Annotated in this window: 16 protein-coding genes and 1 tRNA gene; 12 read left to right on the top strand and 5 right to left on the bottom strand. The window is 44.0% G+C overall.

The features are described 5' to 3' along the window. Positions 1–713: 713 nt before the first annotated feature. The 4 genes from M23134_RS25835 (at position 714) to M23134_RS25815 (ending at position 9,224) form a co-directional block, all read left to right on the top strand. Entirely contained in the window at positions 714–3,479 is a 2,766-nt protein-coding gene (locus M23134_RS25835) for a type I restriction-modification system subunit M (protein ID WP_002701238.1), read from the top strand. Then, positions 3,472–4,782: a restriction endonuclease subunit S gene (locus tag M23134_RS38905; RefSeq protein ID WP_002701237.1), complete on the top strand. Its 1,311-nt coding sequence runs from the start codon at positions 3,472–3,474 to the stop codon at positions 4,780–4,782. The genes M23134_RS25835 and M23134_RS38905 overlap by 8 nt, the downstream gene beginning before the upstream one ends. A gap of 466 nt (positions 4,783–5,248) precedes the next feature. Next, entirely contained in the window at positions 5,249–8,539 is a 3,291-nt protein-coding gene (locus M23134_RS25820) for a type I restriction endonuclease subunit R (RefSeq protein WP_002701235.1), read from the top strand. Between the two features lie 4 nt (positions 8,540–8,543). After that, positions 8,544–9,224 (top strand): M48 family metallopeptidase, encoded by a 681-nt coding sequence (locus tag M23134_RS25815; protein WP_002701233.1) that lies wholly within the window; start codon positions 8,544–8,546, stop codon positions 9,222–9,224. 110 nt (positions 9,225–9,334) lie between these two features. On the opposite strand, the gene M23134_RS25810 is transcribed toward M23134_RS25815, so the two are convergent. Further along, positions 9,335–9,577 carry a hypothetical protein gene (locus M23134_RS25810; protein WP_002701232.1) on the bottom strand — a complete coding sequence of 81 codons (243 nt, stop codon included), beginning with the start codon at positions 9,575–9,577 and terminating at the stop codon, positions 9,335–9,337. A 39-nt stretch (positions 9,578–9,616) separates the two neighbouring features. On the opposite strand from M23134_RS25810, the gene M23134_RS41375 reads away from it, so the two are divergent. Both M23134_RS41375 and M23134_RS25805 read left to right on the top strand, forming a co-directional pair. Beyond that, on the top strand, positions 9,617–9,781 hold the full coding sequence (locus M23134_RS41375) for a hypothetical protein (RefSeq protein WP_157558651.1): 165 nt from the start codon (positions 9,617–9,619) through the stop codon (positions 9,779–9,781). A gap of 21 nt (positions 9,782–9,802) precedes the next feature. Then, on the top strand, positions 9,803–10,306 hold the full coding sequence (locus M23134_RS25805; protein WP_002701231.1) for a hypothetical protein: 504 nt from the start codon (positions 9,803–9,805) through the stop codon (positions 10,304–10,306). Positions 10,307–10,411: 105 nt separating this feature from the next. Here M23134_RS25805 and M23134_RS25800 read toward each other — a convergent pair. Then, positions 10,412–10,486: transfer RNA gene (locus tag M23134_RS25800), tRNA-Pro, on the bottom strand. Positions 10,487–10,704: 218 nt separating this feature from the next. Between M23134_RS25800 and M23134_RS25795 the strand changes: the two genes are divergently transcribed. Next, complete coding sequence (locus M23134_RS25795) at positions 10,705–11,916, top strand: site-specific integrase (RefSeq protein ID WP_075164077.1); 1,212 nt, start codon at positions 10,705–10,707, stop codon at positions 11,914–11,916. A gap of 351 nt (positions 11,917–12,267) precedes the next feature. Continuing rightward, the gene (locus tag M23134_RS25790; protein ID WP_002701229.1) at positions 12,268–12,759 is read left to right on the top strand and encodes a hypothetical protein; all 492 of its coding nucleotides are present in this window, start codon (positions 12,268–12,270) and stop codon (positions 12,757–12,759) included. 1,078 nt (positions 12,760–13,837) lie between these two features. Here the strand turns inward: M23134_RS25790 and M23134_RS25785 are convergent. The 3 genes from M23134_RS25785 to M23134_RS25775 form a co-directional block, all read right to left on the bottom strand. Continuing rightward, complete coding sequence (locus M23134_RS25785; protein ID WP_002701226.1) at positions 13,838–14,470, bottom strand: histidine kinase; 633 nt, start codon at positions 14,468–14,470, stop codon at positions 13,838–13,840. Between the two features lie 319 nt (positions 14,471–14,789). Next, the gene (locus M23134_RS25780; RefSeq protein ID WP_002701225.1) at positions 14,790–19,526 is read right to left on the bottom strand and encodes a PKD domain-containing protein; all 4,737 of its coding nucleotides are present in this window, start codon (positions 19,524–19,526) and stop codon (positions 14,790–14,792) included. Positions 19,527–19,841: 315 nt separating this feature from the next. Then, positions 19,842–20,393, bottom strand: coding sequence for a Pvc16 family protein (locus M23134_RS25775; RefSeq protein WP_002698108.1), 552 nt, complete (start codon positions 20,391–20,393; stop codon positions 19,842–19,844). A 421-nt stretch (positions 20,394–20,814) separates the two neighbouring features. Between M23134_RS25775 and M23134_RS25770 the strand changes: the two genes are divergently transcribed. The 4 genes from M23134_RS25770 to M23134_RS25755 all read left to right on the top strand — a co-directional run bounded on the left by M23134_RS25770 (position 20,815) and on the right by M23134_RS25755 (position 24,771). Beyond that, the gene (locus tag M23134_RS25770) at positions 20,815–22,128 is read left to right on the top strand and encodes a hypothetical protein (protein ID WP_002701224.1); all 1,314 of its coding nucleotides are present in this window, start codon (positions 20,815–20,817) and stop codon (positions 22,126–22,128) included. 107 nt (positions 22,129–22,235) lie between these two features. Further along, a complete protein-coding gene (locus M23134_RS41860; protein WP_198145093.1) occupies positions 22,236–22,691 on the top strand; it encodes a hypothetical protein in 456 nt (151 codons plus the stop codon). A gap of 37 nt (positions 22,692–22,728) precedes the next feature. Further along, positions 22,729–24,102, top strand: a complete 1,374-nt coding sequence (locus M23134_RS25760) for an ATP-binding protein (protein ID WP_002701222.1) — start codon at positions 22,729–22,731, stop codon at positions 24,100–24,102. A 375-nt stretch (positions 24,103–24,477) separates the two neighbouring features. Then, a complete protein-coding gene (locus tag M23134_RS25755) occupies positions 24,478–24,771 on the top strand; it encodes a GIY-YIG nuclease family protein (protein WP_002701221.1) in 294 nt (97 codons plus the stop codon). Positions 24,772–25,010: the final 239 nt, after the last annotated feature.

Raw genomic sequence — 25,010 nt, 5'->3', positions numbered from 1 at the left:
TGTGATCCAACACTACTTACTTTAATTGTTAGATGGCTTTATGGTTTTATGGTTGCGCGAAGCGTTGCTCAACTCCTAGTTATTCAAACAATAAATCAAATTTGCGTAACTTGACTTAGAAAATAATTGATTGACAATAAAAATAACACAGAACGCTGACAAAACATTGAACACAAAAAAAGCAAGTGTGTATACACCTGCTCTTCATTAAGTTGATAAGGGAATCTGACAGTTTGAAAACCCAAAGCAGTAACTTTGGCGAGTGTGCTTTGAGGATGAGTAAAACTACAGGAGAGGTTTGTCGCCTTGCCTGAGATTCCTTTTTTTTATTATATACAAAGATACAGAAAACACCAAGCCTTTGCAAAAAAGCACTCAAGGGTCGCTGTTCGCAATATAGCTTTTGTATATTTACGCTTGGATGTATGAATGTATGGTTTTATTGTTTTATGGCTTTATGGTTCGCGAAGCGGCTGCTTCATTAAGTTGTCTGTTTTTCGCTAGGGCGACCATTCCGATAAATCGAGAACTTCCATTGCATTACAGCAAGGGGTAGCCCCTACAAATTTGCCCTTAATTTACACGTAAACACTTGTATATCAAGGATTTTCGAAGCTTCACACACTCCTAATTGGTAATTATCAATTCTGAGAAACTATCGACTAAATAAGAAGCTACCGACTCCCGACTATTGACTAAAAAACTAATAGATATTGAAAAAGAAAATTACTTTGGCATGGCTCGAAAACTTTTTGTTTCAAGCCTGTGATATTTTACGAGGCAACATGGATGCCTCAGAGTACAAGGAATACATTTTTGGCATTTTGTTTTTAAAACGCCTCAACGATAAGTTTGAGCAAGACCAAGAGAAACGACGCAAAGCACTAGAAAAAAAAGGGCTGGCTGCCGAGGTGGTCGCCCGTGCGCTCAACAAAGCCAATGCCTATGATTATTACATCCCCGAAAACGCCCGCTGGAAGGGCAAAGACGGGATTCAACACCTTAAAAAACACGTGGGCGATGCGCTCAACAAGGCTTTGGCGGCTATAGAAGACGCCAACCTAGATAAGCTGTCGGGGGTGCTAAAGAGCATTGATTTTAACCGCACCATTGGCAAAAACAAAAAAACGCTCGACGATACCAAGCTGATTAATTTTATTCAGCATTTCGACACGGTAGACTTGCGCGACGAAAACTTTGAGTTTCCTGATATATTGGGGGCGGCTTACGAATATTTGATCAAGTTTTTTGCCGATAGTGCGGGCAAAAAGGGGGGCGAGTTTTATACCCCTGCCGAGGTAGTAAAGCTGATGGTGCAATTGCTAGAGCCCGCCCCCAACGCCGAGGTATACGACCCTACTTGTGGCTCGGGTGGGATGCTCATTCAATGCAAAAACTACGTAGAGGCACGCTACAACAACGCGTCTAAGTTGAGTTTTTATGGGCAAGAGCTCAGCGGCACCACTTGGGCGCTGTGCAAAATGAACATGCTCTTTCACGACATTTATGACGCTAAAATTGAGCAAGGCGACACGATTAACAACCCGCTGCATGTAGTAGATGGCGAGCTTCAGCGCTTTGATGTAGTGATGGCAAACCCGCCTTTTTCGGCAGATTATAAGCAAGATAACATCATAGGTTTCAAAGACCGCTTTAGGCACTGGATGCCCGAAAAAAGCAAGGCTGATTTTATGTTTGTGCAACACATGGTGCGGGTGCTCAAAGACAACGGCAGAATGGGCGTGGTGATGCCGCACGGGGTGTTGTTTAGAGGGAGCACCGAAAAAGACATGCGCCATTGGCTGCTTGAGCGAGGCTACCTCGATGCGGTGATTGGCTTGCCTGCTTCGTTGTTTTACGGCACAGGCATACCTGCCTCTTTGATTATTATCAATAAAAAAGGGGCTGACAAACGCCGCAAGGTGTTGTTTATCAATGCCGACCGCGAGTACAAGGAAGAGAAAAACCAAAACAAGCTGCGCCCCGAAGACATCAGCAAGATTACTTATGTGTATCATCAGCGCCAAGAGCTGCCCCAATATTCACGCTTGATGAGCTACAACGATTTTTTGCGCGAAGATTATAATTTTAACATTCGCCGCTATGTAGACAACTCGCCCCCTGCCGAACCTCAAGACGTGCGGGCGCATTTGCACGGGGGCATTCCTGCCGCCGAGGTAGCCGCACTAGAGGCTTATTGGCAAAACTACCCTGGGCTGCGCGAACGCGTGCTGGTGCCTTACCCCTCACAAGCTGGTTATATGCAGTTTGCCGACAGCATAGCCGACAAAGCCACGCTGAAGGCAGCGCTGGAGCAAAGCCCCGAAATAGCCCAAAAGCACCAACAATACGAAGACAGCATCGCCCAATGGTGGCAACAGCACTTGCCCCAGCTACAAGCCTTGCCTGAGCGCAAAAATGTGTATGAGTTGTTGCAAACTTTTTCGGAAACTATAGCCCAAGATTTTAGCCGTTTGGGGGTGTTGGATTTGTACAAAAGCCGAGGTGCTTTTGCTACTTATTGGGACGCTATAGAAACCGATTTGAAGTCGGTGGCGGCGAGTAATTGGAACGCCGAACTGATTCCTGACGACGAGATATTGCAATCGCAGTTTCCTGAGGTGTTGCGCGAGCTTGCCCAAAACGAGGCACGCCGCGACGAAATAGAGGCGTTGTTTGCCGAGGTAAACGCTTTGAGCCCCGAAGAATACCAAGAAAAAGAAGACGAGCGCACGGGGTTAGAAGAGGTATGGGTGTACCCCAAAGACGAGCTCAAAAGGATGAAGGAGAGGCTCAAGGGGCTGAACGGCAAAATAGGAAAATATGATAAATTGCTCAGAAATGTGCACGCGCGCTACAAGAAAAACGCCGCCGTGCCCGAAAAAGCCTTGAAAGCCGACAACGCAACGCGCAAAAAAGCTTTAGCAGATTTGCGAAAGCAACTCAAAACTGCCGAAACTGGCAAAAAGGCAGATTTGGAAAAACAAATAGCCGAACACCAACAACAAAGCGACGCCAACCAAGCCCAACTTGCCCAGCTCAAAGCAATGGAAGAGGGCTTGAACGAGGCACTCGCAAAATTGATAGCCGAATGGAACAATTTGCACGCCGAGCGAGCCGATGTAGCAACCGACCGCGACGCCTTGCAAGCCGAGCTACAACCCCACCTCGACCTAGAAACTGAGCTGAAAGAATGCAAAAAAGTGATAGGCGAAATACGCAAACGCAAGGAGGACTTGGTAGACAAAGCCCGCGAAAAGATAAGCCAAGCCGAGGCACAAGCCCTTATTTTGGCGCGTTGGCAACGCAGTTTGCACCACATTATTATGGATTATGTGCAACGCTACCAGCGAGGTTTGGCAACCGCTCTCGAACGCCTTTGGGACAAGTATAATACTACTTTGCAGGAGATTTTACGCGAAAGAGAGCAAGCCAATGAATTGTTGAATGGGTATTTAATGGAATTGGGGTATGAGTAATTGGGAAGAAAAAAAAATACAAGACTTTGCAGAAGTAAAAGGAGGTAAAAGATTACCTGCGGGAAAAGAATTTTCGCTAACTCCTACCAAACACCCATATCTAAGAGTAACAGATATGGTAAATGGAAGCATTGACACTTCTAATTTACAATATGTAGATGAAGAAATAGAAAAAGTTATTCGTAACTATAGAATATCAGCAGATGACTTATACATTACTATTGCAGGAACTATTGGCTCCGTAGGAAACATACCTGAATTACTTCATAATGCCTTACTAACAGAGAATGCGGCTAAAATCACAAACATAGACAAAAGCATTATTGACAAAAATTATCTGCAATACTACCTAAGTTCTGAAGAAACCAAATCACAAATTAACAAAGAAATAGGTATTGGAGGAGGTGTACCTAAACTTGCTTTATACCGCATATTAAACTTAGTAGTACAGTATCCTCCATTAACTTATCAACGCAAAATCGCCCAAATATTGAGCACAGTAGATCGGGTGATTGATGGCACCCAACGCGCCATTGAGAAATACCAAACGCTCAAAGAGGGGCTGATGCAAGATTTGTTTAGCCGAGGCATTGATGTAAGCACGGGCAAGTTGCGCCCGCCTCGCCAAGTAGCCCCCGAATTGTATCAAAAAACGGAGTTGGGCTGGATTCCAAAGGACTATAGTTTTGTACGGTTAGAAGACTTAACTTTGAAAATAATAGATGGGACTCATCATACCCCTAAATATACTGAAAGTGGAATACCTTTTTTAAGAGTAACAGATGTTCAAACAAAGGATATTAATTTTGATAAACTAAAGTTTGTCTCACTAGAAGAACATCAAATACTAACTAAACGATGTAATCCTGAAAAAGGAGACTTACTATTATCTAAGAATGGTACAATTGGGATTCCTAAGGTAGTTGACTGGGATTGGGAATTTTCTATTTTTGTTAGCCTTGCTTTAATTAAACCAAACCATAGACTAATTAATGTAGAATATTTACTATACTTTTTAAAATCAGAACTTATAAAAAATCAAATAATAAGACAAGCTAAACAAGGTACGGTAACTAACCTACACCTAGAGGAAATTAGAGAGTTTAAAATTGCTCAACCCCCAAGTATTCAAGAGCAAAATAACATTGTAGAAAAATTGAATAATTTGGAGAAGCAAATTGAGTCTGAACAAAAATCATTTCAAAAACTAAAAACCCTCAAACAAGCCCTTATGCAAGACTTGCTCACGGGCAAGGTATCGGTAGAGGCAGCCGAGGCAATGGTTTCCCCGAAAGGGGCATAAAAACAAGCCTACAATACAGGCAAACACCAGTCGGGTTTGTGTGACAACGCTAAAAAAACCTGACTGGTGTGGAATAAGTAGCATGCAATGAGTTTCTTGGTATTTTAACCAACTTCAAATAGCCTAGATTATTTACTCAAGTTACGCAGCAAACACTAGAACTACTTATTTTAAATATTTTAGTTGTTCAACCATCTCAAATAACTAGTTCTCAGGGTGGTGGTCTTAAGCGCAGCAGACCACCACCCTTGCCTCACTACTACCTTATTAACCACGCTTTTGGTCTGTCTTTTTTATAAGCAAAACAGACCTAGAAATCAAGCAATGATGGTAGCATTGTGTTGGTCAGGCTAAAGCCTTAAGACCAACACAGGAGGTAGTTATTTGAGATGGTTGGTGACTTAATGCCTTTGCATCTGCGTAACTTGAGTTATTTATATTACACCAACATCCAAAACTTACTATCATGTCGGAATACACAAATGTAGAACGCCCTTTTTTAGACCAACTCAGCGGTTTGGGTTGGCAAATACATCGCCCCAAAACCCGCAAGGGCATCCCAAAATCGGCTAAAGAATCGTTGCGCAACAACTTTGACGAAGTGGTGCTTGCCGAACGTTTCAAAGAAAGCCTCGACCTTGTCAACTGCCTACCCAATGGCAAGCCTTGGCTCACCGCCAAACAAAAAGACGAGCTCTTGCAGGGGTTTATCCAACTAGAGCAGAGTAGCTCTACTTTGCACGAAACCAACAAGGCGATTTTTGAGCGGGTACAAGAGGGCGACACGGTGGCTAAAAACGAGGTGACCCAACAAAAAAATGCCTTGGTACAATTTGTCGATTTCGACCATTGGCAAAACAACTTGTTCGATGCCGTGCCCCAGTTTAGGGTAAACACGCCCCACGGAGTAAATAGCTGCATCATTCCCGACATTGTGCTGTTTGTCAATGGGTTGCCCTGGGTGGTGGTAGAGTGCAAAGACCAAGACGTAGCCGACCCGCTCTCTGATGCCTTCGACCAGCTCAGGCGCTATGCCAACCAACGCCAGGACGATGTTTATAATGCCCACACTATAGAGGGTGAGCCGCGTTTGTTTTATTATAATTTGTTTAGCGTGCTTACCCACGGCATAGAGGCTAAAGTGGGCACCATTAGCGGCGAAATGGAGCATTATGCCCATTGGAAAGACATTTTTCCTGAGAAATATAAAACGCGCCCCATTGCCCAATACACCCCCAACCAACACACCAAAGACCCTGCCGTGCACCAAGAGGTGATGATTAGTGGTTTGCTCAACCCTGAGGTGCTCATAGATGTGTGGCAAAACTATACGCTGTTTTTTCAGCCCAACCAACAGCTAGAGGTCAAGATTATTTGCCGCTACCAACAATACCGCGCGGTGGGCAAGATACTGGAGCGGTTGCACCAACAAAGTAGCCCAATGGAGCGGTCGGGCACGGTCTGGCATACTCAAGGCTCGGGCAAGTCGCTCACGATGGCTTTTTTGGTGAGAAAACTACGCAATACGGTAGCACTCAAAGATTTTAAGGTGGTAGTGGTGACAGACAGAGTAGACCTAGAGAGTCAACTCTCGGAGACTTTGGCGTATACCAAAGACCAAGTGCGCAAGGTAAACAATAGGCATGACCTGCCTACTGCCCTTTCGGGCAATAGCTCTGACCTCACGATGGTGATGATTCATAAGTTTTTGGAAGAAGAGCAAAAGCACGCCCAATCGTTGCAAAAAGCAATGCAGCAAACAGACGATGTGCCCCAGTTTAAGCAGTTTTCTACGGTAAACGATTCTGACCGCATATTGATGATGGTAGACGAGGCGCACCGCACCCAAGGCGGCGACATGGGCAACAATTTGTTTTTGGCTTTTCCGAATGCCACCAAGTTGGGCTTTACGGGCACGCCCTTGCTCACCAACCGCCACAAACAAACCACCCAACAGCGTTTTGGCGGTTTTATAGATGTATACACGCTCAAAGAAGCGGTGCGCGATGGGGCTACTACCGATATATTATACATAGGCAAAACCAGCAAAGATAGGGTAGACTCGACAAAGCTGCACCAACAGTTTGAGGACGAGTTTAGCCAACGCACGCCCAAAGAAAAAGCTGAGATTGAGCGCAGGTACGGCACCATCACGGCTTATTTAGAGAGCGATGACCGCATCAAGAAAAACGCCCGCGATATGGTGGCGCACTATATTGCCGATGTGCTGCCCAATGGGTTTAAGGCGCAAGTAGTGGCTCCGTCGGTAATAGCCGCAGCACGCTACGAAGCTCAAATACTTGCTGCCATCAAAGAACGCATTGCCGAAGAAAAAGCCCGCTCCCACCCCGACCTTGAGCTGATAAAAAAGCTGGAGTTTTTGGATGCTTGCACGGTGGTGAGCATTGGCTCGCACAACGAGCAAGGCTACGTGAAGAAGGCGTATAACAAGGCTAAAAAACTGAAGGCGGAGGCGAACTTCAAAAAAGATTTTGACTATCACAAACCCGCCACGGGCATTGCTTTTTTGTGCGTGTGCGACCGCTTGCTCACGGGCTTCGACGCACCCATTGAGCAGGTGATGTATTTGGACAAAAACCTGCGCGAACACGAACTGCTTCAGGCTATAGCCCGCGTAAACCGTACCCGTAAGGGCAAAACCCACGGTTTGGTGGTAGATTATTTTGGGGTAACCAAAAACCTGAAAGAAGCCCTTGCCATTTATGCCGATGATGACATAGACAGCGAAGAATGGCAGGAGTTTACTGACTATTTCCGTGACATTAACAAGGAAATACCCATTTTAGAATCGCGCTTTGATCGCTTTATGCAGTTTTTGGTAGAAAAAGGTGGCTTGCCCGATATTGAAGATTTTGTGTACCAAAGGCTCAAAGACAAAGACCTAGAGCTAGACATAACGGAGGCTTGCGTAGAGGCTGCCGAAAATATTGCTTTTAGGGCGGAGTTTGATGTATTGCTCAAAGACTTTTTGCATAGCCTCGATACTTTGTTCAATGTACCCCAAGCTCAAGAATACCACATTCCGGGCAAACGCCTGGGCTACCTTGCCAACCGCATACGCCAACGTTACAAAGACCCTACAATGGACTTGGGCTGGGCAAAAGCCAAGGTGCGCAAAATGATAGACCAACACCTAGAGTCGTTGGGCATAGACACCAAGGTGGCACAGGTGAGCTTGTTGTCTGACGAGTTTCCGAAAGAACTTGACCGCAACGCCCTCACACCCAAAGCCAAGGCATCGGAGATGGCACACGCCATGCGCCGCCACATCAAAGACAACCTGCAAGACGATGAGGTGTTGCAAGCCGACTTTAGCAAAAAAATAGAGGACATCATGACCAATCATGCGGGCAAATGGGAGGAAATAGCAAGCGAATTGTCTAACTTGCGCAACGAAATGCGCAAAGGTCGCCAAGCCAACCAAGACCTGGGATTGAGCAAGGAGGGAATGTTTTATTATGATTTAATCAATGTGGGCGAACTACACCAAACCAACGATGAACTCTCTGACGAGCAAAAGCAACAATTGGCGGCAGTGGTGCGGCGCATTTTGGAAATATTGGGCGAGTATTTAGACATTCCGAACCTGTGGAACAAGGAGTCTAAAGTAAAAGAGTTAAGGTCTGATATAGACGATTACCTCGACTTGGAAAGCGGTGTGCCTGAGGTGCAACAAGCCCACAAAAAGATTACAGCGGCGGTGATACAGGCTGCCAAAAAACGAAACCCCAGATAAAAGTATGCTAAACGACGACGTAAACTATACGATTAAACGCAGCAAACGCAAAACTTTGAGTATTTATATAGAGCGCGATGGCACGGTGTCGATATTGGCACCCCAACACTTGAGCGAAGAAAAACTTGCCAGTGTGGTGCAAGCTAAGGAGTATCAAATATATAAATACCTTGCCGAGTGGAAGGCTGCCAATGCGGCCCGTATAGAGCGTGAGTATGTCAATGGGCAATCGTTTTTGTACTTGGGGCGCAACTACCGCTTGTCGATAGAGGCTGAACAAGCGGTGCCCCTACAACTCAAAAATGGGTATTTTGTGCTCAACAAAAACGACGCACCCAAAGCCAAAGCCCATTTTATTGCTTTTTATAAACAAAAGCTTTTGCCTAGAATAAACGACCGTATTGAGCACTTTGCCGATGGCATGGGGGTACGCCCCAACAAAGTGCGGGTGATGGAACTGCAAAATCGTTGGGCGTCGTGCACGGCGCAAGGCAACCTCAATTTTCATTGGAAATGCGGCATGGCACCATTAGAGGTGCTCGACTATATTGTAGTACACGAAATGGCTCACTTGATTTACCTCAACCACTCCCAGGCTTTTTGGCATGAGGTAGACAAGGCACTGCCCCAATACCGCGACCACATTGCTTGGCTTGAGGCACATGGGGCGGGGATGGATTTGTGAGATAAACTATACATTACTCCCTTCAACTAATTTTCATCGTTTTCATCAGTTGTAAACTGAGTTAATTTAGCCTTTACACAATCACTTAGTTGCTCCATACTTGGCATAATTCATTGTTTCTTAAACTCTTCTATACAAGCTAACCCTGCATGTCGACGCCTTTGCTTCACTTGCATTCCTATAAGCATTTGCCAAATCTCCTGCCAATGGTCTTGCTCCATTAAGCCAATTTTAGGCACTGATAAATCAGTATTTAACAAAAGTGGTAAATCGTATTTTTTTGACAATTCAAAAAAACCATCCGGAGTTTTTGCAAGGTTAAATATTTGGTTTTTAAAGGGAATACAACACATATTATCTATATTATACTTTTAAAGCAAACATATTAACTTATGAAATTTGGAAATTGCAAAATTTGTGGAGCACCACCCAATAAGACTCAAGTAGAACAGCTAGAAGCCTTACCTCCAAAAGAAAAAGAAGGTATTCTATATATGGGTTGGGAACATCTAGATTGTGCTTTAGCCACGGGCAGTATTAAACAGTGGAATGAATAACAAAACCTTCAAAATATCATTATGCAAACAAATCAACCACCCCAAAATCTATTAGTAGCGGTGTTGGGGCATCGCAAATCGGGCAAGTCGTACACTTGGAACACCTTGTTTGGGCGTACCGTAAAAACTGGTACAAAAGAGCGTAGACTATACTTTAATAGTACAGAATACACCTCAGTATATTTGGTAAGCGGATCGTCTGAAGAAAGGCAGGCTTATGTAGGCGACTTGATCAAGGTCAAAAACCCTCGCATTGTGTTATGCTCTATCCAATATGTAGCCCACGCCATGAAGACCTTTAATTATTTTGTCGACCGAGGCTACTCTATGTATGTGCATTGGCTCAACCCAGGGTGGGACGATCAAGGCGGATACCATGATGAGCATCAACTTGGTCCTAAAATTTTATCAATGCATAGTATGCTGGGGAAACGTTCTGGAAAAGTTGATGCTGAGGCAAGGGTTGGCGAAATGCGCCACTATATTTATGACTGGGCAAAAGGAAAAGATTTGGTTCACGGTTGAGTAAACAGGAAAAAGACATAGGTTGGTTAGGAGTTTCATTCTACAGTTTCAACCAAGCACTCATCTAAAGCAAAAAAAACCTGTCAAAAGACAGGTTTCAAAATGTCGGGGTGGCAGGATTCGAACCTGCGACCCCCTGCTCCCAAAGCAGGTACGCTAACCGGACTGCGCCACACCCCGAACAAAAAAAAATAAAAGTGCTGATACTTTGTGGATGATCAGCACTTAACAACTTTGTGATTCCAGATGGACTCGAACCATCAACCTACTGCTTAGAAGGCAGTATGCCCTTGAAAATTAATTTTCTTTAGTTATTGTAAATCAGTCACTTAACTTTTTACCCATCACTCAATAGGTGACATATAGTGCTTATTTTTTTACACTATATTTACACCAGAATGTCAAACGTCAAGACAATTCTCTACAAACAAAAGACTTTAAAGGATGGTACTCATCCTGTGATGCTCTACATTTACGAAGATAAACCTTACCGTTTATCTCTTGGCTATAGTGCTTTTCCTAACGAGTTTGATACTACTAAAGGTAGATTTCGCAAAAGTCACCCCAACGCAAAAGCTAAGAATTTAAACATTCGCAAACACGAGCTACATGCAAGCGAAATCATTGAGGAGTTTATAAGGCAAGGCGAACGATTTGACTACCAAAAGTTCAAAAAATTGTTCAAAGGAGAGAAAGATGACACAAGAACTTTCTATCAGTTCTTTGAAGAAATGATTGCTGAAAAAAAGTCACTTGGTAAAGCTGGCACGCTCAAGGCTTACAAAGATGCCTACAACACTATTAAAAAATATCATCCTAAAGATTTTAGCTTTGATAAGCTCAATTACAATCTCTTAAAGGGCTTCGAGACTGAACTATTTGCTCGTGGAAATACCGCAGGTGGTATCAGTGTAAGAATGAGGTCTATCAGAGCTATTTATTACGAAGCTGTAAGACGTGGTTATGCAAAAAAAGAGACCAACCCATATAGCACTACAACCAATAAAGATGGCTATGCGATATCAAAGCTTAAGTCTAAGAAAAACCCTAAAAGCTTGACAGAAGAAGAGCTGCAAAAATTCAAAGACTTTGATGTAGATGGGTTTCCTGATTTAGCTAACTCTTGGAGATACTTCATGTTTTCGTTTAAACTGTTTGGCATCAACTTCATTGATATCTGCAATTTGCAAAGCTCCAACCTCACCAATGGACGTTTACAATATGTAAGGCAAAAAACAGGGAAACAGTTTAGCCTACTGGTTACTGATGAAGTACTAGAAATCATTGAGCATTTCAGAACGCATAAAAAATACATATTTCCTATACTTGATGAAGAAGTACACATTGACCCCATTCAGAAAAAAAACAGAAGTGAAAAGATACTTGGACAAGTAAATAAAGATTTAAAGGCAATCGCCAAAATCCAAGGTATTGAAACCCATATTACTTTTTATACTGCCAGACATACCTCGGCTACTACCATGAAAAGAACAGGGATTGCCACCGATGTAATATCAGAAGCTTTAGGGCATGCTGACCTTAATACTACCCAGCATTATTTGAGTAAGTTTGATAATGAGGTTTTGGACGGAGTGATTGTGGGGTTATAGTACCCTCTATCAATAGCCTTTTGTAAAACTGTAGTTTTATAGGAGGCTTTTTTTCTTCAAAAAAACACACTCAATCCCGTTCATAAGTCACTGACTATTAATTCAATATATTTTCACTGCCAGTAATCCCATATTTTTTTCAAGAAAATTTACAAAAAAACCACCTAAGTATTGAACATATATAATAGAGCCTTATTGAATCAATTTTTTACCACTAACTACCATTTTGTCAAGTAGTGGATTTAGCTATAGTAATAGATAATTGTGTTCTAAGCTCTTTTGAGTAAAAGTGGTTAAGTCTTCTTACCACTCAAAATATGTAGAAGGCAAAGCAAACTAACAACAAAACAAATGAAAAATTTAAACAAGACCTTGATGATGGTTTTACTTAGTTTGGTTACTTTTTCTTGTAATCAGGAGGAAAATATCAAGCCTACAAAAATCAATCAACAAACACCATCTATCTTTGGCAATATCCCTTACAAAGGACCTTACACTTGGAGAAGTACTACATCTACTGCTAGATGGGACAAAGAGAAAACAGTATCTCTGAGAAACGCTAGTGACATGAAAGTAGCATTATATCAAATCAAAGCCTTTTCGACACAAGGAAATAATCAAAATGGAAATTATAATACTTCTTCTATAAGTTTGTATGTAAAATACAAAGGCTCTTCCTCATACACTTTCGTGGCTTATCATAAACCCATCTATAATGATCCTAAGTACCCTAAACTCAAGAGTGTTACTTTTTCTGATTTCCCTAATATTAAGAACATTGAGTCTGTAAAGTTCACTTTCAGAAATTTATATCAGGTGAAATGCTCTATTTGGAGAGATTAGGAGGTATAAGGCGCTAATAAATTTAGACCTTTAAAAATAGAGATTGTCACGAATCATTTATTATGGGGGAAATTGGTGTCATAGATAAATTATTTATTGGCAAACTTCAAATATTTAGTTTGAACTCATATAAGTTGAGTCGTGATAATCTTTCATTTATTTTATAATTTTTCAAGCTATGCTAAATAAAAATTATGTATATATCTTTTCGTCTTTTATCTTATGAGCCACCTCTATACTATTTATTTTATTACAGCACTTTAAAATAGACAAGAAGGTTCAAAGTATTGATAACTATCAATCCTATCATATAGATGAACAAATAGTTTTTTATAAAAATCACAAAACTTCCATCAATCCAACCTACTTCTCAACTTTGGATAAGTTCAATTGATCATCAAATGAAAACGTTAAAACTCGTTTTTTTGGTAATTGGTGATGTAAAGAGAATGCATTAGAAAAATGCTATTCTGTTAATCATGTACTTGAACCTTATGCAATTGATAACCATAATATATATTTTCAGTGAAAAGTAATTTCAGGAGCTGATATGAGTTCGTTTACCCCTTTATCACAATACCATAGTTATGACAAAAACTATATTTATTTTGGCAATAAACCAGTTATAAAATCGACTATTTTTATCCCTGAAGCATTAGAATTGCGATGAGATGGTAGATCAATGGTTCACTTGAAGGATGGCTTCTACTCAATAGTATGAAAAGTAGTAGATCAGTACGATGAAGCTTTTTTTGAGGAACACAAAAGTTCCACTTATCAATCTCGCTATAAGTCTGAAAATGTATTCTACAATGGAGAAGAAGGCAAAATACTATTTTTCAAATTTGATATTATTGGAATAGAAGAAAGTAGGCTAAATCAATTTATTAATGATGCCAACACAAAAAGAAATTAAATATAACCAACCTAACACAGCATTACTTTTTATCAAAAATAACACCAAAGTCCCCCTAACTATCAAAACCAACTTATAACCTGCTTTGAAGGGTGTTGATAGAATACTGATACTTAAGGGATACAGAACTACCTAAAGAATAAATATTCCTATTTAAACATATCACAACATACCTGGCAACAAAAAACACAGTTTCAAGCCTGTACCCACTTTGTCGACGGGGCACACCTTGCCCCCTACCGAGTGAGCCCACTGCTGGATGGCAGCAAGCCCTACTCCCGAAATTGCTCCCGTAATCCGGCGTTTGAACGAATGGTCGAAAATATCTGCACTGCTGGTCGGATACAGGCCATTGTCTTCTATATACATCGCAATAGTTTGGGCATTGTAGGCAGCCGCTTCAATGCTAATAAAGCGATCTTCATCGGGGTCAGCGTGTTTGCCCATGTAGTGTACCAAACTGAAGAACATTCTAAAAAAACTCATCTTGTCTACCCTCACGTGCAAGTTTGCCACGTAGCTCGAAAAACAAATGTCCTGGCGACTAAAGTAGAGGTGGTACATTTGGTAAGCTGTATCAATAAGCGCCTTCAGGCTGCACTTTTCTATGTGCAGGGCTTCAGTAGAGATATTATTGACATCATCAATGCTGCGAAGGGTGTCTTCGAGTTCACTGATTCTTTTGAGCAAATCGGTATTTGCCAACTTGTAAGCTTTTTGCTTCATCGTCTGCACCAATTGCCTGGCTTCCTGCAAGCCTTCTGATATTAATGATTGTTGGATTGTATCTATCATTTGAATATTTGCGAATTAAGAATTATCTAAAACTAATCTGTCAGTATTTGAAAACTTGTGGCTTGAATCTTGTCACTTTTTAAAAAAAAGAAGGACAGGTTCAGCAAACCTGCCTTCTTGGTTTATCCCTGTTATCCATCCATCTATCACTAACCTTCACTTGGTAACTATTTAAGAACACACACATACATCAGCTCTAGTTACTTTGCTTATAGATGAGGGTAAAACAGGACACATCAACTAAATTACACTTAACTATTACACTACTATTACTTTATGCCTCTGGAACAGCTATTGACTATCGTCTGAATGCTATCGGCTATTTAATTTTCTTCACCTTCACCTCAAAACTGTTCCGTTCAGGGCTTGTCGCATCGTACACCCGCACTATATACACCCCATCGGGCACGTCAGTCAAATAAATTTGGTGCTGGTGGGTGCGACTTGCCCAATGTCCCTGTTTTATTACCTGCCCCAAAACACTCATCACCTGCCAACGAATATCGGGCGAAGGGGTCAGACCCTTGGGCAATGCCAGGGTCACTTCTTGCCTCACCGGATTGGGGTAGGCAAGAAGCCCAGTAGCATTTGGTTTTGGCTGCTTATTTAACCCGGTGACCGTACTTTCATCAACATCGCGCTTAGCCTGGGCAGGCACGTTTGCGGTAGCTACCTGATAGATGCCCCTACTTTGATAGTCTGCTACAAATACCAATACCTTTAAGTTTCTGGATTTTGTGGTAGTTGGTCCCGCGTTGTAGCTAAATCCAAAGGTTTGAACTTCGCCTTTTTGCCACACGCTCCCTCTAAAAATCCCTGCGGCATCGGGCAACATCTTGCGCAGAACCTGGGCGTAGGTTTCGCCTGTGCTACTGGCTACCCGACTACTATCTACAATGACCGCGTGAAAAACCACTGGGCGTTCAAAGGCAGTCAAGGCAGTAATCTTTGCTGAAATTTTGAGCTGTTTGTTTTGCCATTGCATAGGATCAATTGTAATAGCAAAAGCCGCAGGCAATAGGGTCTCTTTGAGTAGGCTGTCTTTGAGTTGTGCTGTAGACAAGGAATCTTTCACCCTGCCATTTACCACCGTAGCGGGTACGTTGCGCAAACCATAATGCAAAGTCCGGGCGCTGGGGTCTTTAGAGTTTTCGGTGTTGAATTCATCTATCGTGGGGAAGCTGGTATGGTAATGAATGCTCACGATTTCGCTGTTGCTGCTGGCACTCATTACCTGAGCTAATTGAGTGCTTTTAATCGCCGCATTTGCTATGCCTTGATTGATAAAATATTCCAGGAGTGCCACCCGGTTGCGATTACGCAGCTCGAAGTTGTCAAAAGTAATCCCTTGGTACGTGCTGCCCGGTGGGTTATCAGGATTGGAGCCAAAAGCAAACCTGAACCGGATGATGTTGGGATTGGCAGCAGCAGCAGGTAAATTAGAAATGGCTCTATCCAAGGCAATGCGTGCCGTGCGCCAACCTTTGAACTTGCCTGACCAGCCCTGAGCATCGCCGTTGCTAGTCGTAAAACGATCACCTGGTTTGCCCAAAATGGGGGTAGTATTGTACCAGGCAATCCCTTGACCTACTGCTCCCAAACGCTTCCAGGTCTTGCCATCGTCAAGCGTATAAAGCAACACCAACCCATCGGCACCTACATCAGTACAAATCTCGTAATCGAACGAAAGTACGGGGCGGGTCAGTTCACTAATGTCAAAGGCAGGGCTTGCTACATAAGACTGCTCGTGGTGGGCATAACCGTCTGGCATTTGCCAGGCATCATTTACAAGTTGCCAGCTGCTGCCTTCGGTAGTGCTCTCTTTGGCTATAGTGCCGTGGGTAAGCCAGCCACCTGCGGTGTTTTCGAAACTACTATAGTAAGGAGTCGTTTCAGTGACTTTTATTAATGGAAAAATATCAATGCGGCGATGCAGCGTATAAGCCGCCACTGAGGTGCGAATAGTAAGGCTTACCTCATAAGTGCCTGGGCGTTGGTACTGGTGCACGGGGTTTTGTGTGTTGGAAGTCGCCCCATCACCAAAGTTCCAGACATAAGCCTGGATAGAATCGCCTACTACCAGCGAAAGATCAGTAAACCGGGTGGGATACGACTCCCCTTTACCGACAATATACTGCCCCGCAAAATCAAAATCTACTTTGAACGCCTGGCTGATTTGTTCGCTACAACCGGAGGCATTGGTGGCGTTTAGGCTATAATTCAGTAATGGAATGCTTCCTTGCTTGTCCGGGCTTACCGGATAAGACACGCTCGCGGTGGTGGCGATCAAATTACCAAAATTCCACGCCCAACTTGACACAAGAGTGCCAGCAACCGCAGTAAAACGGAGGGTATCCTCGTTCCAACGCCTTTCGGCTACTACCTGCACGCTCGCGGGTGGGTCAATTACTTCAAAATACACCGTTGTATCGCGGCTGGAGGTGTTGGCGCAGCCCGTGCTGCCTGTGCTGGCAAGTGCTAAAAACAACTCATATTTGCCCGCCGTGAAGTCGGCAGGGTTGAGTAGGTTGCCCCCCAAGGCTTTTTCTTCACCCGTGGCTGTATTTCTTGCAATAAAACCGGGCAAAAGCGGGGTGAGTACCCCGTTTTTGAATGCTGACAGCATTACAGGTGAGTCGTTACTGCAATACTCAGCAGCAAGCCCGGTGAAACTAAGGGTAGGCAAGGGTTGGATGGTAATAGCATAGGCAGCCGAGTGATTTACGCAACCGTTGGCATTGGTATAAGTATAGCGAATAAGGTACTGCCCGGCGTTGAGGTTGAGCTCGTTCGTGTTGGCATCCGTTGGAATGGCAGCTTCACCTGAGCCTATTATAGGAAAAGCAGGCAACCAGCGATCAGTAAGGGCTCCACCTTGCGCCACCAAGCGAACAAAGGAAGCTGACGCTGGTTTGTTACCTGCTATGCGCTTGATTTCAAAATTGCCTGTGGTGAGGTAATCAGCAGGTAGCGCCGCAGTACCACCAAATACGGGGGTAAGTACCACAGGAGTGGCATCTCCTACGCAATAACTGCGCTTGGCATTGAACCCTTCAATGCTGAGCGTGGGTAATGCCTTGATGATAATGGCTACCTCAGCGCTTTTAGTGCAACCATTGAGGTTTTGGGTCACTTTAAGACTGCCGTTGGCGTTGCCCCACTTGATCGTTATCTGAGCTTGATTGCTTGCTCCTACAATTTGCCCGTTTGCTACCTGCCAACTGTAGGTGCCGCCGCTTGCGTTGCCAACCTGATCTAAAGTATAAGTCACCGTTTCACCCGCGCAGGGGGTCAAATCCCCTACAATGCCGGGGGCAGGCAGGGCAAAAACTTTCACCGCATAGTCGGTAATGGTAGTACAACCATTGCGGGTTTGGGCAAGGCGCAAGATTTTGCTGGTTCCCGTAGGGGTACCTCCTGACCAAACTACCGATGCTGTCGCCTGGCGGTGGATGCCTCCTACAAAAGTAGCGCCCCCTGCGGGTGCCGACCATTCAAATTCGTCGGTGGTGGCAGCAATGCTGGAACTATAATTATAAATAGAGCTGCCATCGCCGCATACCTGGGCGCCTGTGCCTCCGGTAATGCTTTGGGCGGGAGGGGTAGTAATTTGAAAAGACACCTTGATAGGTACGCTTGCCCCGGCCTGGGTCACCTCAAAACGGTATGCCCCTGCCCCGTAGCGTTTATACAAATCTTGGCCGCTAAAAGTGTAGCGGTAGTTGTTGCCGCCCAAGGGCAGTAAATTTAAAGGGGCTACCCTGTTTGTAGGACTGTAAAGTTTTGCCCCCAACGCTGAACTTAGATTGGCAATGGTCACAGCCCTGCTGGTAACTACATTACTGCAATAACTCGTGGCAAGCCCCAATACCACTGCATCGGCATCGTATACGCTGAAAGAGGTACTCGCCGTCACCGTACAATTGTTGATGGCATAGTCGTAATACACCTTGTAGCCCGTGCCCGGAAAAAGTAGTCCTGGATAGAGTTTGTTACCGATTACTCCATCGCCCCGGAGCGCGCCTATGCCTCCAGCGGGGCTGTTGGTCACGGTGATATTTACCGGAGAAAAATCGTTGTCGGGAAAGCTCGTGGCGGGTAAGCTTACCTTGGGGTTGGGTGGAGCTGCTACCCGAATGGTTTTGCTGCGTGCCGTAGTACTTATTTTGCAATCATTCACGCTTTTGACCTGTAGCAGTTTGTTTCCCACGCTTGCCGAAGTTGCCACGTCCAGAGTGATGACATTGTCGGCAGTGTAATACTGATCTGCCGATACCTGAATTGCGTGCGGATCATTGTTGGCAAGAAAGCCCACGGGCAGCTTCCACAAATAGCCCGTGACATCGGGCACCGGATCGGCAGTATAAGTAAAGCCATTGCCCCCGGCACACACTACACCAAAGCCCCCAATATTAGTTGGGGCAGGAAGCGCACTGCTTGTGGTGGCATTGATGCCTTGTACAGTGGCAAAAACGGCGCTAGTAGTCAATCCCGTAAAGTGGGCGTAACCACTCAGGGGTTTTAGTTGAGCTACTATGCCTTTATTTTTACTGTTTGACCTCACCTCCAGCCCACTCAGCACAATGCCCCCTACCTTGGTAGTACCCACAAAATCATAGTCTATGTAGAGTTTGCCTGATTTTAACTTTACAGTAGGAGCAAGGAAATCGCCAGGGGCTCCCGTTACTGTCACTCTGGGCAACTTACTGATCACAAAATCGGGATGATCAAATGCAAGCACCAAAGTACCTTTACCCACAGCAAACGAACCAGGGCTTTGCTCGCTGATGATAATGGGCGAAAGCTCCACGGGTTTGCCACTGTTGCAGGCAGTAGTAAGCGTAGCAGGAATAACTGCCACCGGGTCGGCAAATGTGCTTTCTTCTCCCACCGAGGCACTTTCTTCTTCTTCTATATAAGTAGGAGTACTAGTAGTAGTGGTGGCAGCCAGCGTGGTAATGACAAAGCTGGTGCCCCGTCCCCGAAGTTGGGTTTGGGCATAGGAGGGCTGGGCAAGGCACCAGAGGAGCACGCAAAATAGGGTGAATGTTTTCATTTTAGTTTTTTAGTTGGTAGTCAGGAGTCGGTAGTTGACTTGAGCTACCCTGGGTTGGGTTTAGAGTTTGATTCTTTTATTGGTCTTTTAGTCCATAGTTGGTAGTCAGTAGTCAGTAGCCTTTAGGCACTACCGACTCTCAACTCTTGACTTACTAAAAAACAGCACCTTGCACTATGGGAAACAAATTTAATCGCTGTGTAAACAATTGAAATGCGGCAAGGCACTGCTTGAGAATTATAAACTTTTGGAATTACGAATTAGTCTACGCAGTGCTTACCGTAATTGACCAATTCGTAGTTGCGTAACTCATAATTAATTAAACTGAGGAACACGATTTGCCATTTGCCTGGTCCCCAGACTTACACTGCGTACTTTGTAGAGCACCGAAGGCGCGTGTTTGGCTCCGGTCATTGTCCAGATGTAGCTGTTTTCGCGCAGATTTTCGTTGGCAAGCTCAAACTGGAGGTACTCCACACTGGCAGGCAAGTTGGGATGGGTCAAAGGAGTAAAAGTGGGGTATTGTTGAAAAAAACTCAATACCGCATCGAGGTACTCCATTCCCTTGAGGTAGTCTTGCTGGTCGCGTTGTTCTTCTTTTTCGTGCACCGATAACAACAACATCAGGTTGAGGTGATAAGGTGCTCCGGAGTCGCTGGTACGGCTACGCTGCACGGTGCGTTCTTCCTGGATGTCGAGCAGGGTAATGACTACCTGATTGAGCGCCGGGTCGAGGGTAGACTTACCATCACGGCTCACGAGTTTGTCTACCACCACGCTAAATGTGGTAAATGAGTTTTGCATAAACTGACTTGTCAGGTGCTCGGTCAATGCACTTTGTAATAGTCGTAGTATAGGAGTAATCATTTGATATATTAATTTAGATGGTTTTATTACTTTATTGTTTGAGCGAAGCCATTCGTAATCCCGAAAGACTTGTAATTAATTGACGATGCAAGGTTAGGGAGAAAGGCAAGCGAAAGGCAAAATCTGGACGTTAAGATGTGCCAAGAGGAGTATATCGATTACTATAGTTATACAAAAAACTGTATTAATACTATCTACATCTAAAAAAATGCAAAAACATCCTTGGAAGCACTTAGAGGCATTATAAACAGGAAGAGCAGAAATTTTACATAGTTTGTTTTATAAATATAAAAATTAATAATATAACTATATAAAGTATTTTTCACCCTATTTGCACATCTTGACATGTAAACTTTGATTTTTTGACGGATAGAGACCTAACATTGCGTCAGATTTTTTTTACAAACCAAAACTAAACCACATGCCTACACACGCAAACCCCGAACACGATTTGCAGCCCCAACATGAGGCACCGCAATTTACCCAAGAACAAGCACCTTTGCTCATGGACGAAGTATTAAAAGACAAGCCCAAACGCAACCCTGAAATGGTAGCTGCTCGTCGCGCCAAAAGGGATGAGATAGTGAGAAAATATAATGAGCGCCAAGCCCAGGCTAAAGCAAAAGCCCAGACAAGCCCCAAGGAAACGACTGAGATAAAAAAGCCCGATCTTGAGGCATTGGTAAATAAGTACCATGGAGTGGTGCTGGTGCAATATGTATTTAGCCACTATAGAGTAGAAATGGGCAAAGCCAAAATGCCCACCAACGACAAACAAATACTTGCCCAGGTTTGCCGCGACTTTCACCTAAAAGCAGTAGAAGGTGGGAACCGGCTGACAGCAATGCCAGGAGCCTCGAAAGCCGCTTTAGTATTTGGGTCTGCCTTTAACAAGCTCCGTAGTAAACACGCCCGTCGGTACCAACAACAAGTATTGGCAAAACAACAGGCACACGCTAAACAGCTTACCGTACAAGAAGCGCAAGCCTATGCCCAAACCGACATAAAAACCAAGCGCAACCCTATGGATAAGAAAAAGGTGGCTCCCGAAAACGAATACCAGAAAGAAAATAGTTTTTTGAAAAACTGGGGAGTGTCTATTACGGGCAATGGGCAATTTCATGTAATAGGCGGAATGAAAGGTTCGGCAAAGGGCAGTTTTGATATGAAAACATTTGCTAAATATGCGGGCATTGCCTTTGAAGGAGGCAAGTTGAAACTTACTTTGGGGGTGGCAAGAAAATTTTACAAGGCACTGGACACCGTGCTCAAGTCAAAAAAACAACTGGACACCCTCAAACTAGTCGATGGAGTAACACGAGGACTCAAGCATTTGCAGTCTGCCGATGGCAAAAGCAAGCAATTGGGTGATAATATACGCTCCCTTACAGGTATTAAAAAAGGACTGGACGAGATGGTCATGGATGCACTGGGTTATGTACAAAGAGGGCTTAACGGTAATGAAAACCAACATACCATTAGCAAAGAGTTTAACCAATTGTTAAGCAAACACCGATTGCCCTCTTTAGATCATGAGCTTTATATGCAAGTAAAAACTCAATATAAAGAACAAATGCAAAGCTTTTACAAGCCCTCTAAAAAATACCCTGGGTATTATGTAAGAGCAACTGGTCAAAAAGGAGTATATGAAAACGAAGGCCTGGCGAACGCTACCTTTTGGAAGCTGGAAAACGGTAAAATGCAATCTTATCACTTAAACCATCAGAAAAAATAATGAAGGCGTTCGTTCAAATAACCTTAGTAAGCTTGTGCTTATGGATAATAGGCTGCAACTCTAGCAAACATCAATATAAAAGTGATAGGCTTACTAATATAAGTAACATGCTTTGGTCATCAATTGTGAATTATAGCAGAAGCATGGATGTCAGTATAGCAACCTTAAAAGACACTGCCACTACCCAAAGGAGCCTTGACAAATTAAGCAAACTAGAGTACTTGTATGGTAAAAGTATAGGTACAAGTTCTAAAGCTACATCAAAAGTAATCTACATCAAACGCACTAACAAGGTGGGCTTGTTGTCTGGTTTTATAAAACAGCTAGACAAGTACAACGATTACCTCAAAAAAAACTACACGCCTTACCTCAAAGATACCACTTCTTGGAGCAGACGCTATATCAAGACTTTGCCTAAAACTAAGCAAAAAAATCCCCCTAGTTTTACCGATTTTTACTTTAAGGGCACCAGCCCCCAAGAAGCAATTGTCATACTGTATACTTTTAAGTTAGGTATTTTACAAGAGGCACTTGACATACAACATAAAATTTTAAAAGAGTAAAGTAGACTACAAAGAAAACCACAAAACGCATTGAAAAATGAAATCAATCAACACCGAAACATACCCTCCAGACCTACAATGGCTTATTAGCTACTTGCAGGTGCGCTGCCAACAAGTGGCTAAGCCCGGCACGACTCAGGTACTACCTCATTGCCCAGGGCTACTGGAGGCCGAAGATGATCAAGCCTGGCTATTGCCCTTTAGCCAAGATGAACGACTTGTGATTGCCCTAGCTCTGGCCAATGCCAGTGCTCCCGAAATATGGGGCAGGCTGTTGGCTGATGCTGTAGATGCAGGGTTCGACGAACAAGCCATTAATCGCTTGGGCTTAGTACAAATCAGCCAAACCAAGTATTTACAGGCAAGCGTGGGTACAGCACGTTTTTTATTGGCTAAAGATGACGAGCATTGGGCATTTTGGCAACTCTTTTTGCCCCAAGCTGCGCTCCGTCGTTTGGGGGCGCTTGCCTTGCCCGCTACCCGTGCCGTTCCAGCTATAGACATGGTGCTACAGCTCAACTCTAGCTACCAATGCCAACTACTGACCCAACAACCCTGGCAACCCCAATACGGGGCAGAGTTTCCGGCTACTTTGCTGACCACCAGCAAAACCTGGGACGACCTGGTGATGGATGAAAAAACAGGCATACTGCTAGACCAAGCCCGCAAATGGGTACACCACTACGACGAGGTACGCCAACAACCAGGTATAGTAGGAGCCAAAGGCTATCGTTTGCTGATGGCGGGACCTTCGGGCACGGGCAAAACCCTGACTGCGGCACTACTGGGGCAAGCAGCGGGCAAACCCTTGTACCGCATAGATGTGTCGAACATAGTAGACAAATACGTGGGCGAAACCAGTAAGCGTCTGCGCCAGGTGTTTGACCTTGCCGAACAACACGACTGGATTTTGTTTTTTGACGAAGGCGACGCCCTCTTTGGCAAACGCAGCAACGGTACAGGCAGCAGCAACGAACGCTACGCCAACCAGGAGGTGGCGTATTTGCTCTACAAACTGGAAGAATATCAAGGGATGATTTTTCTGGCGACCAACCACAAAGGGGCGATTGATGCGGCTTTTGAACGAAGGTTTGATTCGCTCGTGACCTTTAGTAAACCCGATGAAGGTACCCGCCGCCGTTTGTGGCAACACTTTTTTGGGCAGGCAAACACGCTGGAGCTTGACCCACGCATTGGCGCAGGCAATTGGCGCGAGCTTGCTGAGGCTGCCCCAGTAAGCGCCGCCTGGATTGAGAAGTTTTACCAGTATTGCGTGATGCAAACCACCGCCAAACGTGACCGCTACATCAGTGCCGAAGATATGCGCACCTACTTGCATTGGTTCAGTGCCGAGCGGGGTTATTTTGACGGCAAGGCGCATCGTTTGTTTTTGAGGGAATTGGTGGGATAACAACTTCAACTAAAGTCCTCCCGAAAAAGTGAGGGAACTGGTACTTGGTACAATCAGTGTATGAGTGCTCCTGAACTGATATGAGATCAGCGCCAGATTAGCTACGCTGAGCTCGCAAGCTCGGTTCTTCACGTGCGTTCAGTATGACCAAAGGGCGAGTGAGGGAACTGGTGTAAAACAGGTAGCTTTTACTATAATCACAAGGGGATCAACGCCAGATGCTTCACGTGCGTTCAGTATGACTTACGAGTCCTCCCGAACGTGTGAGGGAACTGGTGTAAAGTGAGTGTCAAGCACTTTTATTAGAGCCAATGCAAGGGGATCAACGCCAGATGCTTCACGTGCGTTCAGCATGACTAAAAAAAACATAAAAAAATGAACGGCAATTACTTTGTTTATATCACTACCAACCCCAAGCGAACCACCTTGTATATTGGGGTAACCAATGATCTTGTAAGGCGTTTGGAGGAACACGCTAGTCAGGCAGGGAACCCTAAAACTTTTACGGGAAGGTATTTTTGCTATCACCTGATCTATTGGGAGCGTTTTGATACACCACAGGATGCCATAGACAGAGAAAAAGAACTGAAAGGGTGGAGGCGGGAGAAAAAAGAAGCCCTCATTAACGCAGAGAATCCACAGTGGATATTTTTGAATGATGAGATTTAACACCTACTGGTTTTCAGTCTTCTGACTGAAAACCTGAGAATAGCGCCAGGTTTTTAACTTGGTCTTGAACAAAAGTTAAAAGCTTTCTTCTATTTAGGAGCTTAAGTTGAAAATACTTAAGCCATTAGAGTTTGTTCAAAAAAACATTTCATAAATAATTTTAAACTAAAACTACATGAGATTTATTGTTAGCTTTTTTTTAACTATTTGTCTAAGTCTGAGCGGGTTTGCAACAAGAA

It is taken from the genome of Microscilla marina ATCC 23134, from assembly GCF_000169175.1.
In the GTDB taxonomy this organism is placed as follows: Bacteria; Bacteroidota; Bacteroidia; order Cytophagales; family Microscillaceae; genus Microscilla; species Microscilla marina.
Note: the sequence above shows the minus strand (reverse complement) of the source record. Positions and strands in the feature narration are given on the sequence as shown.